Source organism: Chloroflexota bacterium (assembly GCA_016235055.1).
Taxonomy (GTDB): Bacteria; Chloroflexota; Anaerolineae; order JACRMK01; family JACRMK01; genus JACRMK01.
Genome location: JACRMK010000044.1, coordinates 14,998 through 28,835, shown reverse-complemented (window position 1 = coordinate 28,835; position 13,838 = coordinate 14,998). Strand labels below are relative to the sequence as shown.

At 60.9% G+C, this 13,838-nt stretch carries 11 protein-coding genes; 1 reads left to right on the top strand and 10 read right to left on the bottom strand.

Annotated elements, in window-relative coordinates; genetic code table 11:
* Nucleotides 1–40 precede the first annotated feature (40 nt).
* From HZB53_10300 to HZB53_10265, 8 genes are all read right to left on the bottom strand, one after another.
* Nucleotides 41–664 carry a hypothetical protein gene (locus HZB53_10300; GenBank protein MBI5878034.1) on the bottom strand — a complete coding sequence of 208 codons (624 nt, stop codon included), beginning with the start codon at nt 662–664 and terminating at the stop codon, nt 41–43.
* A gap of 42 nt (nt 665–706) precedes the next feature.
* Nucleotides 707–2,395 (bottom strand): AMP-binding protein, encoded by a 1,689-nt coding sequence (locus HZB53_10295; protein ID MBI5878033.1) that lies wholly within the window; start codon nt 2,393–2,395, stop codon nt 707–709.
* 22 nt (nt 2,396–2,417) lie between these two features.
* Nucleotides 2,418–2,831: an ATP-binding protein gene (locus HZB53_10290; GenBank protein MBI5878032.1), complete on the bottom strand. Its 414-nt coding sequence runs from the start codon at nt 2,829–2,831 to the stop codon at nt 2,418–2,420.
* Between the two features lie 329 nt (nt 2,832–3,160).
* The gene (locus tag HZB53_10285) at nt 3,161–5,995 is read right to left on the bottom strand and encodes an SEC-C domain-containing protein (protein ID MBI5878031.1); all 2,835 of its coding nucleotides are present in this window, start codon (nt 5,993–5,995) and stop codon (nt 3,161–3,163) included.
* A 493-nt stretch (nt 5,996–6,488) separates the two neighbouring features.
* Complete coding sequence (locus tag HZB53_10280) at nt 6,489–8,006, bottom strand: YifB family Mg chelatase-like AAA ATPase (GenBank protein ID MBI5878030.1); 1,518 nt, start codon at nt 8,004–8,006, stop codon at nt 6,489–6,491.
* Nucleotides 8,007–8,011: 5 nt separating this feature from the next.
* Nucleotides 8,012–8,479: a hypothetical protein gene (locus HZB53_10275; GenBank protein MBI5878029.1), complete on the bottom strand. Its 468-nt coding sequence runs from the start codon at nt 8,477–8,479 to the stop codon at nt 8,012–8,014.
* A gap of 74 nt (nt 8,480–8,553) precedes the next feature.
* Nucleotides 8,554–9,063: a hypothetical protein gene (locus HZB53_10270; protein MBI5878028.1), complete on the bottom strand. Its 510-nt coding sequence runs from the start codon at nt 9,061–9,063 to the stop codon at nt 8,554–8,556.
* Nucleotides 9,064–9,193: 130 nt separating this feature from the next.
* On the bottom strand, nt 9,194–9,970 hold the full coding sequence (locus HZB53_10265; GenBank protein MBI5878027.1) for an RDD family protein: 777 nt from the start codon (nt 9,968–9,970) through the stop codon (nt 9,194–9,196).
* Between the two features lie 44 nt (nt 9,971–10,014).
* On the opposite strand from HZB53_10265, the gene HZB53_10260 reads away from it, so the two are divergent.
* On the top strand, nt 10,015–11,010 hold the full coding sequence (locus HZB53_10260; GenBank protein MBI5878026.1) for a stage II sporulation protein M: 996 nt from the start codon (nt 10,015–10,017) through the stop codon (nt 11,008–11,010).
* Nucleotides 11,011–11,073: 63 nt separating this feature from the next.
* Here HZB53_10260 and HZB53_10255 read toward each other — a convergent pair whose 3' ends face one another.
* Both HZB53_10255 and HZB53_10250 read right to left on the bottom strand, forming a co-directional pair.
* The gene (locus tag HZB53_10255; GenBank protein ID MBI5878025.1) at nt 11,074–12,465 is read right to left on the bottom strand and encodes a DUF58 domain-containing protein; all 1,392 of its coding nucleotides are present in this window, start codon (nt 12,463–12,465) and stop codon (nt 11,074–11,076) included.
* A gap of 10 nt (nt 12,466–12,475) precedes the next feature.
* Entirely contained in the window at nt 12,476–13,732 is a 1,257-nt protein-coding gene (locus HZB53_10250) for a hypothetical protein (GenBank protein MBI5878024.1), read from the bottom strand.
* Between the last annotated feature and the right edge of the window lie 106 nt (nt 13,733–13,838).

Genomic DNA, 13,838 nt, shown 5'->3' with positions numbered 1-13,838 from the left:
GATCGGCGGCATGGACCGCTGTCGCTTGTTGCCCGGACTCTCAACGTGCGAAGAACTCCCACAGCGATGCGATCAGGAACAAGGGCACTGCCACCAAATAGACTCTGAGCACATCAAGGATTGCCTCGCGGGGTATGCCCAACCATTTGGGCCCTTGATAGGGCGGCTTTGGGCGGAGATACGCAAGCCCCATATTGACGCCTGCGCCGCCAGTCAGTGAAGACGGTATCAGCTGCAACACCAGCGTGATAAGGTAATACGCCGCCTCGCGAAGATCGGTGAATCGGCTTACGTGGTGGCCATCGATCGAGACAATTCCCCCAATCCAGCCGCGATATGCGACAACCGGATAAGCCACAACCACCGCTAACCCGCCGATGGTATTGGCGATGGCCGCAAATAGATTGCCCGCAGAATCAAGCAAAGCGGCCAGTAAGCGCTCGTCTTGGCGAAGCGCGACCGTAATCGAACTGGACTGTGCGTTCGAGACAATATTGTCGCGGTAGGTCACGGCGAACGTATTGCCTGTGTGCACCATCACGATGCCGAGGACCACGGACAAGAAATAGGTCAGGGCAATCGTTAAAATGGGAAACCGTGCCCGGCGAAGCGCGCGGATCACATGCCAGACCACGCCGCCATTGTCGCTGCCATCGCCACGCATACATTACTCCATCCCGAGGGCACAGAGCCGTCCGCGATTCTGTTAACGCAATTCCGGGAAGTCCTCTGCGCGGAACTCGCGCTCGCCACGCGTGCCGGCCGCATTGCGCTCAATCTCGACACCGCGCAGCTGCACGCGGCGAATCTTGCCGGAGATGGTCTTGGGCAGGTCGTAAAACTCGATGCGGCGGATGCGCTTGTACGGCGCGAGCCGCGAGCGCGTAAATTGCAGGATCGCCAGCGCGGTCTCGCGCGTGGGCGGCACGCCCGGCTTGAGCATCACATACGCCTTGGGCACCGACAGGCGCAGCGGATCCGGGCTTGGCACGACCGCAGCTTCGGCAACGGCGTCGTGCTCGATCAGCACGCTTTCCAGTTCGAACGGGCTGATGCGATAATCGGAGCTCTTGAATACGTCGTCGGAGCGGCCGATATACCAGAAGTAGCCGTCCGCGTCGCGCGACGCGGTGTCGGATGTGCGATAGAAGTCGCCGCCGAGCACCGCCGCGCTGCGCTCGACGCTGTCGGCGTACGCAGCCATCAGGCCGAGCGGCGGCGGGTTCAGGCGTAGCGAGATCTCGCCGTCGTCGCCCTCGCGGCCCTCCGCGTCGAGCAGCGCCACGCGATAGCCGGGCAGCGGCCGTCCCATCGAGCCGAGCTTGACGGGCTGGCCGGGCGTGTTGCCAATCTGGGCAGTCGTCTCGGTCTGGCCGTAGCCATCGCGGATGGTGATGCCCCACGCGGCGCGCACCTTCTCGATCACTTCCGGATTGAGCGGCTCGCCCGCGCTGATCAGTTCGCGTAATCTGACCGGGTAGGTCGTCAGGTCTTCCAGAATGAGCATGCGCCAGACGGTCGGCGGCGCGCACAGCGTCGTCACGCCGTACTGCACGAGCGCGTTCAGCACCTTCTTCGCATCGAAGCGCGCATAGTTATGCACGAAGATGCACGCGCCGGCGATCCACGGTGCGAAGATGCTGCTCCATGCGTGCTTCGCCCAGCCGGGCGAGCTGATGTTGAAGTGCACATCGCCTGGGCGCAGGCCGATCCAGTACATCGTCGAGAGGTGGCCGACCGGGTACGTCTCGTGCGTGTGGAGCACGATCTTCGGCTTCGCCGTCGTGCCGGAGGTGAAGTAGAGCAGGAACGGGTCGCTGGCGCGCGTCGGGCCGTCGGGCGTGAACTCGGCGGGCGCGCGGTCGGCGTCGGCATACGACGCCCAGCCGGGCGCAACGCCGCCGACGAGCACGCGCGAGACGAGCGAGCTAAACGGAGCAAGTTTGTCCACGCCGCTCGGGTCGGCGATGGCATGGCTGATTCCGCCGCGCGTGATGCGGTCCTGCAGGTCGGCCGGCGTCAGCAGAGTCGTCGCCGGGCTGATGACTGCGCCGAGCTTGATCGCCGCGAGCGTCACTTCCCACATCGGCACGACGTTGCCGAGCATGATCAGCACGCGGTCGCCGCGCTTGACGCCTTGCGCGCGCAGGAAGCTAGCGACCTGGTTGGAGCGCATGCTCATCTCGGCGAAACTGCGCTTGACCTCCTCGCCGCTCTCGCTCACGACCCACAGGGCCGGCGCGGCGTTGTTGTGTGCCTGGGCGTCGAAGAAGTCGAGCGCCCAGTTGAACTGCTCCATGCGCGGCCAGCGGAACTCCCGGTAGGCGGTCGCATAGTCTTCGCGATGCGCGATCAGGAAGTCGCGGGCCTGCACGTAGTTATCGGCGTTCCCCATGGCTCCTCCTCGGATGCGGTGGTCAGGTGCGGGCGCTGAGCTGCATACGCTGGGCGGCCGTCTGCAGCAGCGCGCGGCCCGGCTCATCCAACTCACAGGATTGCCGCACCTCGGCCGGGCCCATATCAGCGTTGCACGTCAGGCGCGTGCCGGCGAAGCGGCGCTGCTGGATGCCACGCGCCGTCTCGACGCGCGCGCGGATGGCTGCCGACGGCTCGCCGAGCCGCACGGCCGACAGCTTCTCGTACTCGACGCGCGGCACGTTCACGTGGATGTCGATGCGGTCGAGCACGGGCCCGCTGATGCGGTTCTGGTAGCGCGTGATGGTGGATGGCGCGCAGGCGTAGCGCCCAGACGGGTCGCCGTACCAGCCGCATGGGCACGGATGTACACAATGTAACTTTCGCACTGCGCCATAAGTGGGCGGAAGATATATCCCAAATTACGGCTGTTACGTTGGCCAGATAAATACTTTGTGACCGAACATTTTGCAAGAGTCTAGCAGCAACCGCCCCGCTGGGCAACCTGCGCTAGTCGAATCCTCTCGGAATAGAGCAACTGTCAGGCTGCGATGCATTTCCTGACTGCGTTCGGTCATAGCCGCAGAACTGGAGACAAATACAGTTGTTGAGGCGTTACGTTAGTGCTAACACATATACGCGCTAGATCGGAACTTCCTCTGCAATTCATTAGCCAAGGTCCAAGAGATTCAACACTTGCGCGGACACAAACTTCATCTCTCGACCCACTCTAGTGCGAAGATCATTACGTCCTATTCATGCCGTGGCACCGCTTATATTTTTTCCCCGAACCACAGGGACACGGATCGTTTCTCCCGATTTTACTCGAACTTGGCATCTGGGTTGCTGAGGACGGGGCGCTAGTCGCTAAGGGCAACTCGGCTCTGAATTGTACCTCACCTCGCGCTATCTTTTCAATCAGCTGCCGTTGGTTCTCCAGCTCGCGACGTTCCAGCGCAGGCAGTGCTTGTTTATAGGGCTCTAGTTGTCCGATTTCCTTTCTTGCGCGATCGATATCTCCACAATAAGCAAGGATTACTGCATACTGTGATCGCACGCGAACTGTGTAGCCCAAGAGCTGAAAATGCTGCATGGTTGGCAACAGTGTTCGTTCTATGAAGTCTTTAGCTTGCAGTGGATCTGTCCAGACTTCTAGAAGTTCATCTACAACATCCTGTCCAACTCGTACCACCGATGTCGGAGCCCCCGCCAAGTCATAGAACTTCATTGAATGAATGCGCGACAACACGGATCGCTGCCCCAGCGCGGTTTTTATTTTCGCGTGAAGGTCCAGAGTATCAGCGAGACGCTTCAAATCGTCTTGCAGAGTGCGGGTTTCGACTAGTTTGCTTTTGATCTCGGGCACGTTCTTGGCAATCACATCCTCAGGAGTGAGTCCAAGTACATCGTAATACTCAAGGATGAGTCTGAACCCCTCAGCGTCAGCTTCTTCGTACACACGAGCCTTATACAAGGCACGCGCAAAGTTATAACGAAGCGCGCGAAGAAAGCTCGGTTCATGCTGAATGATGGCGCTAGCCTGAGCAAATCGTTGCCGTATTTCCGCAACATGTCCTTTTTCACCGCTCAGAGCCATTTGTTTCATCAAGACATTTGTTTGCTCTCTTGTTCCTGCGTCAAATAACTGCAACAAAGCTCCCAACCGTACAAGTCTTGCTTCAACCGATTGGAGGTTGCCTATCTGTAAATCCCAAAAGGTTAGGGTGTCCAGTGCCCAGAAGCGATCACGGGGACTTGTCGTACTCGAGCTAGCGATCTCTTCGAGCATCTTGGTTACTTGAACATCATAGCCAAGTTCAAAAATATGCTCGTAGCTTGCGATATCTACCAACTCTTCTACATCGCCCAGGTCATACAACAGCCCTAGGAAGGCGCCGAATCGAATTACATCGAATGCGCCGCCCTGGGTTGGTGTGAGGATCGCTTTCAACTCCAAGCGAGCTTGGCGAACGGTCGCGGAGTCCAAAGTCATTCGATGCGCTGACGCCACGGGTCGGAAGGCATCATGCATTATCAACTTCCGGTTGCGTAACAACTGAATAATGCCCAAACCCGTTAGCTCGCGAAGCATATGCAGCGCGCGGGGTCGTTCAATACCAACAAGCAACCTACACGCTTCATCTGATACGAGGGGTACGGAAGCAACACCAAATAGCGCGGCGGCATCCTTGGTGCCTTTCCCGACAGTATCAAACACCCGGCCAAGAATCTTTTCTTGCGCGGTTTCCGCGATATTGGTCTGTGCATCTATATCATTGCAGAAAAGGTCAGCCTGGCGCTGATACGACCGTTTTGCAATCTCAGCACTATTCTGAATAAACAAGGGTAGGCCGCCAGTGATTCTCAACACCCGAGCAGTGGTGGCAGGGTCAATCAAGCAGCCAGCCTCCGCGAATACCTGTGCTATCGTGTCAAGGGACCACCCTCGCAGCCTTTCAGTCTGAATGTTAAGCAACGCCTCCAATTCCACTTGACCGGGCCAAGGTTGCGCCAACATGATGTATCGAACGTTGGGTGTAGCTTGCACGATACTTTGAATTCCGCTTGGCGGAACTTTATGCACGTTATCAAGAACGAGGGTGACCTGCAGATTGTTATTCTCCAAAGCTATATCGAGCGCACGTAGTGCATCTATTCCAGTCCTACCTGGAAGCAGAACAGAGCGTAGTCCTTCCTCAACTTTGCCCAGAAATCGCGCTGCCAATTCCTGGGTCAACGCTGAGGCTAGCGCTCCCCCAGGCGTATCCGTGATGTCGAAGTACGCAACCGCCTTGCCGGTTTGCGCACCGAATTGCGAGGCCCAGGCTGTTTTCCCGGCACCTGAAAGCCCCATAATCAGTCTTGCGCGTTTGTCATTCTCAAAGGACGGGTCTGCGTCCGTTGGTCGATAGACAGTTGGTGGAGAAGGAAAACCTTGGAGTTGTACTACGACTTGTTCAAACAGCTTCTGGAAGTCATTCGAATAGAATTGGTGCAGTTCGTGTGGAGAAGAAGCCGTACATGCAATTAGAATCTTGCCGGCAAGTTTGAGTACCAGCGTTTCCGGAGACAGTAACGTAAAAGGTATAGTAGTCGCTTGGTCGGTACACCAGTGGAACGCCTCAACGAGGTCCGTCCAGGCGGGCGGAAGGTTGTGGGCGAACCGTGTGGTATTCCCTGGCCAAACAATATCGACGTCAGCGGGCCAATTAACACCAGCCAACAAGCTTTTAAGCTTAGGTCCCGGTACTGCATTTGTTACAACACAAAACTTCGGAGGATTATTCCTTCGTCCACTTGCATGTTCAGCCCGAAGCGAGGCAAAACGGGTCAACGTGGCTTCGATGTCATTCGGCATTAAAGGCGCTGATCGTGTCTTGACCTGAATGTAGAGTTGGTGATCTGCGAATAGAATCTCGATATCCTCATCACGCTCCACTAACAAAGCAACAGCACCAGAGGCTTGAGCAGTCATCAAACAGGCTGCGGCATACAAATGCTGATATAGGAATCCGCCATGCTCGCTTTCAATACGCTTGAGTTGCCTCGAGTCTAATACCGTGGGGATATTTACAGTCATATTTTTCCCTCAAATCTGAATTGATTTGTGTCGTGCGTAAGGTAAATATCCTGACGTGATTCCACCCACCGGACCTAACTGTTGAGCTGCGCATGATGTTAGCAAATGCCAGTGATTGACGTGGCGCTCTGCCGTCCCATTCGCTATTGCTAGTACATTGGTTGAATTGGAGCACCTACAGATAAGGTGAGAAGAACTTCCCTTATAGCGCAACATGTGGCAGAATCCCAACAAATACTACACTTACGCAACGACGGTCGCAACTTTCCGCAGGCATGTCGCCAAGATTGACTCTCGACGGAGTTGAGCTCTATGCAATAGATGCAAGAAAATACCCCTTGACATAAAGATATTCCTTTTCATATCGTAGATACATGAAGCAATTTCTCAACGCCGCAGAAGTCGCCATGCTCTTTCAAGTCGACCGTGCAACGATTACGCGCTGGATCAAGCGCGGACAGTCGCGCGTTGGCTTCAGAATAACGCGAGTAGTCTACGCCTTCCGCTGCCGGTACTGGATCGCCTCGGCGATGTGCGCGGTCTGGATGCGCTCGACGCCGGCCAGATCGGCGATGGTACGCGCAACCTTCAGCAGGCGGTGGTAGGTGCGCGCGCTCAACTGCATGCGCTGGGCAGCGGTGTGCAGCAGCGCGCGCCCGGCCTCGTCCAGTTCGCAGTACTGGCGTACCTCGGCCGGGCCCATGTCGGCGTTGCAGGTCAGGCGCGTGCCGGCGAAGCGCCGCTGCTGACTGCGCCGCGCGGCTTCGACCCGCGCGCGGATTGCCGCCGACGGTTCGCCGAGCCGCACGGATGACAGCTTGTCGTACTCGACGCGCGGCACGTCCACATGAATGTCGATGCGGTCGAGCACCGGGCCGCTGATCCGGTTCTGGTAGCGCGTGATGGTCGACGGCGCGCAGGTGCAGCGGCCGGACGGATCGCCGTACCAGCCGCACGGGCACGGGTTCATGGCCGCGATCAACTGGAAGTTCGCGGGAAACGTCAGCGTGCCGGTCGCGCGCGCGATGGTGACGATGCGGTCTTCCAGCGGTTGGCGCAGCACTTCCAGCCCGCGCGAGCCAAACTCCGGCAGTTCATCGAGGAACAGCACGCCGTGGTGCGCCAGCGAGATCTCGCCGGGGCGCGGCCAGTGCCCGCCGCCGACCAGACCGGCGTTGCTGATGGTGTGGTGCGGCGCGCGGAACGGCCGCTGGTGGATCAGCGGCGTGTCGGCCGGCAGGATGTCGGCGACCGAGTAGATGCGCGTCACGTCGAGCGCCTCGTCGATCGTCATCGGCGGCAGGATGGCGGGCAGGGCGCGCGCCATCAGCGTCTTGCCGGAGCCGGGACTGCCGACCATGATCAGGTTGTGCCCACCGGCGGCCGCGATTTCAAGCGCGCGCTTGACGTGCTCCTGTCCCTTGACCTCCTGAAAGTCCACGACTTCGTAGAGTAAGTGCTGTTGGACCGGAATCTCGGTGTGCTCGAAGACCGCGATGCGCGGCCCCTCGTTGAAGTGCTTGACAATGTCAAGGAGCGCTTTGACCGGATAGACTTCGATGCCTGGAATCAACGCGGCCTCGGGCGCGTCGCGTTCCGGCACGAACACCGACTTGAAGCCGCGCTCTTTCGCCAGCGACGCCATCGGCAGGATGCCGTTGGTGTGCCGCACTGTCCCGTCAAGCGACAACTCGCCGACGAACAGAAATCCGTCGAGCGGCAGCGGCAGTTGCTCGCCGGCCGCCAGTAGGCCGATCGCGATTGGCAGGTCGTAGGCCGGGCCTTCCTTGCGCAGGTCGGCGGGCGCGAGGCTGACCGTGATGCGCGAGGCGGGGAAGTGCAGGCCGGAGTTCTTGATCGCCGCGCGCACGCGCTCGCGGCTCTCGCTGATCGCGGCGTCGGGCAGGCCGACGATTGCGAACGAGCCGAGACCGCGCGAGATGTCGACCTCGACGGTGACGACCTCGCCATCCAGTCCAATCAGCGCGCAGGAGGTGATTTGGGAGAGCATCGCACCTACCCGTCGTAGTATTGTTCTTCCAGCGATTTGACGGACACGCGCCCCAGCGCAAGAACAATCACTCCTACGGCGAATGCCGAGCAGGCTACCATTTGATCTATTCGAGCAACCCAGAAGAGTAGCAGCCCGCCAAACATGAGTATGCTGCCACTAGCGATCAACACTCTCCGTCGCCTCCTTTGGGCAAGAAATCGATCGTAGCTTTCTTCGGCCTTTTGAGCGCGTGCGATTGTCGTCAATTCTTCATTCAAATACGCCATGATGTGGCGTTTGCTCAGTTCTGCCTCAAGCGCTTTCCACTGTTCGACGCTGGCTCCGAATTGTGCCCATACATATTGGGTTCCTGTCACTTCGCGCTGCTCCGGTTTCGATAGTTCGCCGACGTGATTGTGGACGAAAGCAGTGTCTGCTTGCAATGTCTCGGCACGGAAGCGCAATTCACCGCGAATTGGATAGTCTGCCATGTGGTGCCTCCTGGCGTGCGATCTGTGAGTGCATTGAATTGGCCGACGACTACTTTCCTGCGGACGAAGGTATTCTAGTATAAGTCTGGTTGCTGGGGTTTCTGCTTTCCTCGTCTTGCCCGCACAACCGCATAGATCTGTCCGGCCGCGCCGACGAGCGCCGCCAGCACGCCAAGCACAATACACGCGCCCATATCTAGCCCCGTATAGACGGCGAGCACCAGCCCGGCCAAAACGATCAGGATGGCTACGCCAGTCGCCACCTGTGTCAGTCGCGGCGTCTGCGGGCGTTCATGGACGCCTTCCTCGGCTTGCCCCTCTTCCTCCAGCGACTCCATGTAGAATACCGGCGCTTCGTACAGCGTCACGAGGATGTTGCGCCGGTCCATCTCAAGCTGGATCTCGGCCCACTGCGCCGGCGTCGCGGCAAAGTCGACGTAGTAGAACTTCAGGAACTCGAAGCCCGGCATGCCTTTGAGTTCCCCGGCCGATAGCTTGCCGACGCGCGGCTCGATATACGCGCGGTCGCGCTCGTAGTTGTCGGCGCGCATGCGCAGTTTGCCCTGAATCGGATAGTCGTCCATCTCAATGTTATCCACGAAGGGACACGAAGGAACACCAAGCAAGATAACTAACCCACTTCGTGCTCTTTCGTGTTTCTTCGTGGATCGGTCTGCTCCTCATTTGCGGCGCATACCGCCGGGATGTTAGAATCTAGCCGGGCTTGGTGTGGGCGCGGCGGTAGGCGCTCACGACCTGCAGCAGGAAGTTGTCGCTGGACGTGTTCAGCGCGTATTCTTCGGTCTGCGGCGCGTTCATGCGGGCGCGCACGGCGCGCGCGATCACACCGCCCAGCTTCGTGGCGTCGCGAATCTCGCTACGCCGCCGCAGGTACGAGATAACCGTCTCGATGTCGGCCGGCCGCAGGTTTTCCAGCCCAGGCAGTTCCACCGCCGGCGCAGTGGAGACTGGCACTGTGGCGAGATCAGCCAGTTTCACGTCGTCACGCAGCTTCACGACGATCGTGCCCGCCGCATAGTCGCCCAGCCGCCGGGCGCGCTCGTTCAGGAACATGGCGACCAGCCCGACGCCGTAGCCCACCGGAAAGAAGTCGATGATCCGCACCAGGTTGCGGAGGATGCTGTCGATCACGGAGAGCGGGTAGCCGTTCTCTTTAACGACCTGCAGGTTGAACAGCCGCTTGCCCGGCGTCTGGCCGTGCATGACGATTTCGAACAGCAGGAAGTAGCCGAACTGGATGAAGAATATCGCTGCGATAAGCCCGGCGGCCAGCCACGGCTGCAGGTCGCGCGGGATGGAATGCGTGTAGCCGAGGTAATCGGCCAGCGAGACCGCGACGATCGCGATGACGTACAGCGTGCCCTGGATGAGCGAATCGATGAGGGTGGCGAGGAAGCGCGAGCCGATGCCGGCCACGTCGTACCCGAATGCGATGTTTTCCGGCGTTTCGATGACATAGGAGTTCGACATGACGCACCTCGACGGGGCGGCGCGAGCCGCCGGTCTACGAGTCCATGAGTCCTGATGAATTGATCGCCGCGCGCCGCCCGGCCTGGGAGCGGCTGGCGCACCTGCTGAAAAGCGCCGGCCGCGGCCGGATCGCGTCGCTGAGCGAGGCCGAGCTGGTCGAACTCGGCCAACTGTACCGTGCCGCCACGTCCGACCTGGCGATCGCCCAGCGCGACTTCCCGCGCCACGACCTGGCCGTATACCTGAACCAACTGGTCGGGCGCGCGCACCCGGTCGTCTATAGCGGTGGGCCGGTCATCTGGCGCCAGCTTTGGGAGTTCTACCGGCGCGGCTTTCCACGATTATACCGCGAATTGGCGCCGTTCATGCTGGCGGCGGCCGTGCTCTTCTTCGGCACGGGCATCGTGTACTACTTCGTCGTGCTCGTCTATCCGGATGCCGCGTCGTACGCGCTTTCGCCGACGCTGGTCGGCTATATCAAGTCGGGGCACCTCTGGTTCAAGGAGAACGACACGGCGGGCGGGACGATGGCGTCACTGCTCATGACGAACAACATCCGCGTGTCGTTCATGGCGTTCGCCGGCGGCATGCTGCTCGGGTTGTTCACGGTGTATGTTTTGATCTTCAACGGCCTGATGCTGGGGGGCGTGCTGGCGCTGATGCAGGTATACGGCCATGCCGCGCCGCTGTGGGAGTTCGTCATCGGCCACGGCGTGCTCGAACTGAGCGAACTGACCATGGCCGGCGCGAGCGGCCTGATGCTCGGCTACGCCGTGCTGCGGCCCGGCCTCGTGTCGCGGCGCAATGCGCTGGCGGTGGCGGCGCAGCGCTCGGTGCGGCTGATGCTCGGCAGCGTGCCGCTGTTGATCGTGGCCGGGCTGATCGAGGGGCTGCTCTCGCCGACCGACGCGCCCGCCGAGTTCAAGGTCGCTGTCGGCATCGGCAGCGGCATCGTGCTGTACGCGTACCTCTTCAGCGCCGGCCGAGGACATACCAACTTCTCAACACAAAGACACGAAGGCACAAAGGGAATCTCATAAGATTCTTTGTGCCTTGGTGTCTTTGTGTTGGATCTTCCTTTTGAGAACTGCAACTGCGTCGTCTTAAATCCCGCCGCGCGCTTTCAGTTCCAGGTACTTGTTCACCACGGCGACCGTGAGCTTGTTGGCAGGCACGTCGAGCGTCATCACGCCGCCGCGCCGCAGCGACTCCATCGTCAGCGCGCGCTCGTCCAGTAACTGCTCTGCCACCGCGCGCTCGTACATGCGCGCCGAGTCCGTCGGCGTTGCGCGCGCCAGATCGACGACCGCCGGGTCGCTGATGGCGACCAGCAACGGCAGATGACGCGGGTAGAGCGGCACGACGTTCGACACGAGCGTGCGGGCCGCCAGGCCGCTGGCGAGATCGCTGAAAATGACGATCAGCGAGCGCTTCTTGTGCTTCGCGCCCAGATAAGCGAACGCCCGCGCATAGTCTGACTCGACCGCCTGCGACTCCAGTGCGTAGAGCAGCGACAGCATGCGGTAGAACTGCCCCTTACCGGAACGCGGCGCCAGGTAGCGCGTCACCTCGTCGGCGAACGCCAGCATGCCGACCTTGTCGCCGCGCAGCCCCGCCACGTACGACAGCATCAGCACCGCGTTGACCACGTAGTCGACTTTGGCGAGATCGCCGACCGGCGAGCGCATCAGTCGCCCGGCGTCGACCATGGCGATGATGTTCTGGCTGCGCTCCGTTTCGAACTCGCGCGTGATCGGCTTGCCGCGCCGCGCCATCGCCTTCCAGTCGATGCGGCGGAACTCGTCGTCGAGTTGGTAGTCGCGCAGCCGCTCGAATTCGGTGCCGCTGCCCAGCAGGCGCGTGTGCCGCAGTCCCATCTCCTGCAACTGCCCGCGCCGCACCAGGATCTCGTACTTGCGGATGTCGAGCAGGTTGGGGTAGACCTTCACGCCGGCCGCCGCCGGAAAGCGCGCCTGCCGCACGATCAGCCCGAGCACGCCGTGCCAGCGTATATTCAGGTCGCCGAAGCGGTAGTCGCCCCGGCGCGGCGGCCGTACGTGGTAGCGGAACTCGCGCGTCGCGCGCGGGTCCAGCCGGGCCGGCACGACGTCGATCTCCCGGCTCAGTGCGAGGCGGACACCGCGCCGCGAGATGGCCAGCCGCTTCCGCGCGCGCTCCTCGCCGAGGTACACCGCGTCGCTGCGGAACTGCACGGGCGGCTCGTCGCGCAGCAGGACGCGCACCGCCCGCCGCCCGTGGTGTGTGACGCGTACGACGACCAGGTTGCTCGCGCCGAGCGAGAGTCGCTGGTCGTGGATGCGCTCCAGCGCGAAATCGCGCGGCGCCGGCGTCAGCCACCGGTCGGCCAGCACCATCGCCAGCACGACGAGCAGGTACGCCACGGCCAGGTCGAGCAGCAGCGGCTCGAACGTCGCGCCAGCCAGCAGGACGGCATCGAGCAGGAGCAGGAACAGCGCGCGGCGCGTGAACAGCATAGGCGAACGCCTACTTGCCGTCGGAGACGGCCAACTTCGTGACCGTGTTCTGCCCCACGACGTACAACTCGTTGTTGTAGGATGTCATGTCCTGCAGCGCGAAGTTGTAGAGCGAGTTCGGAATGCTGTCGATGTAGCGCCCATCGCTGTCAAAGACCAGGATTTTGCTGATGTCGCGCACGTACACGCGGCTTTTGGCGTCTACGGTCAGCGAGTCGCCCAGCGAGGTGAACTGCCCCGGCTTGTCGCCTTTGCCGCCAAAGCGGTTGAGGTACTTGCCATCCGGGCCGAACTTGTAGATGGCCGGCTGCGACGGGAACGTGTCCACGATGAACAGGTTACCCAGCCCGTCGGCGGCCATGTGCAGGCTCGACAGGAAGACCGAGTCGCCCTTCGGCGTGCTGACGATCTTCGACGTGCGGCTGAGCACCTTGCCGTCCTTGTCGTAGCGCACCAGGTCGTCGCCGAAGCCGAGCCCGTTGAGCGTCAGCACCTGTCCGTTGGCCAGCACGGCGACGTCAGCGATCTCTTCGGGGATCGCCGCGCTCTTGCTGATCGAGTCGCCGGTGAACTTCTTCAGCAGCTTGCCGGTGGAGCCCTCGTACTTCAGCAGCATCTGGCTCCAGATGGCGTACACGTTGCCGTCCAGGTCGGCGGCCAGCCTGGTCGGGCCAAACTTGAACGTGCCTTTCTCTTCAATGGTCCAGAAATTGAGGAACTTGCCATCCTTGTCGAAGCGCTGTATGCGCAGCGTGTTGTAGTCCGAAACGTAGATGTTGCCCGCGCCGTCAACGGCAATGTGCCGCGCATCGTGGAAGAAGCCGGGCGCGGTGCCCTCCGCGCCGAACGACGAGACGCGCCGCGCGAAGCCGCCGCTGGCCGCGCTCTGGATCACGCCGGGCATCTGCGGGATCGCCGTGCGCAGCGCGGGGGGCAGATACTCGTCAAGTAACGACGATTTGAGCTGGCCGCTGGCGACCAGCACACCGCCGATGATGACCAGCATGATCAACGGGAGCAGGCACCCTACGCAACCCGATCCGCCCGAGCGCGTGATCGTCACGACGGGCGCTTGCGTGACCACCGGCGTTTGCACGATCACGACCTGCGGCCGGACGATCTCAACCGGCTTGTCCGGCTTGTTGCGCAGTTCCTCCGGCACGATCACGGCGTTGCCGCAGTAACTGCATGTGACCTGGGCGTCGTTGCCCGAAATTTCCAGCTTCGCCCCGCACGATGGGCATGTTAACGTCTTGATGTTGGACATGGCTCCCTCCCCGCTCCCATAAATTCACTATCCGGTCGGCCACAGGATCTCAACACAAAGCCACCAAGACACAATGGACACCCCCGCTTTACATTGTGCCTTTGTG

Excerpts from the sequence above, each read along its gene's own strand:
- HZB53_10300 (MBI5878034.1), bottom strand. The coding sequence starts at position 664 with ATGCGTGGCGATGGCAGCGACAATGGCGGCGTGGTCTGGCATGTGATC.
- HZB53_10295 (MBI5878033.1), bottom strand. The coding sequence starts at position 2,395 with ATGGGGAACGCCGATAACTACGTGCAGGCCCGCGACTTCCTGATCGCG.
- HZB53_10285 (MBI5878031.1), bottom strand. The coding sequence starts at position 5,995 with ATGACTGTAAATATCCCCACGGTATTAGACTCGAGGCAACTCAAGCGT.
- HZB53_10280 (MBI5878030.1), bottom strand. The coding sequence starts at position 8,006 with ATGCTCTCCCAAATCACCTCCTGCGCGCTGATTGGACTGGATGGCGAG.
- HZB53_10275 (MBI5878029.1), bottom strand. The coding sequence starts at position 8,479 with ATGGCAGACTATCCAATTCGCGGTGAATTGCGCTTCCGTGCCGAGACA.
- HZB53_10270 (MBI5878028.1), bottom strand. The coding sequence starts at position 9,063 with ATGGACGACTATCCGATTCAGGGCAAACTGCGCATGCGCGCCGACAAC.
- HZB53_10265 (MBI5878027.1), bottom strand. The coding sequence starts at position 9,970 with ATGTCGAACTCCTATGTCATCGAAACGCCGGAAAACATCGCATTCGGG.
- HZB53_10260 (MBI5878026.1), top strand. The coding sequence starts at position 10,015 with ATGAGTCCTGATGAATTGATCGCCGCGCGCCGCCCGGCCTGGGAGCGG.
- HZB53_10255 (MBI5878025.1), bottom strand. The coding sequence starts at position 12,465 with ATGCTGTTCACGCGCCGCGCGCTGTTCCTGCTCCTGCTCGATGCCGTC.
- HZB53_10250 (MBI5878024.1), bottom strand. The coding sequence starts at position 13,732 with ATGTCCAACATCAAGACGTTAACATGCCCATCGTGCGGGGCGAAGCTG.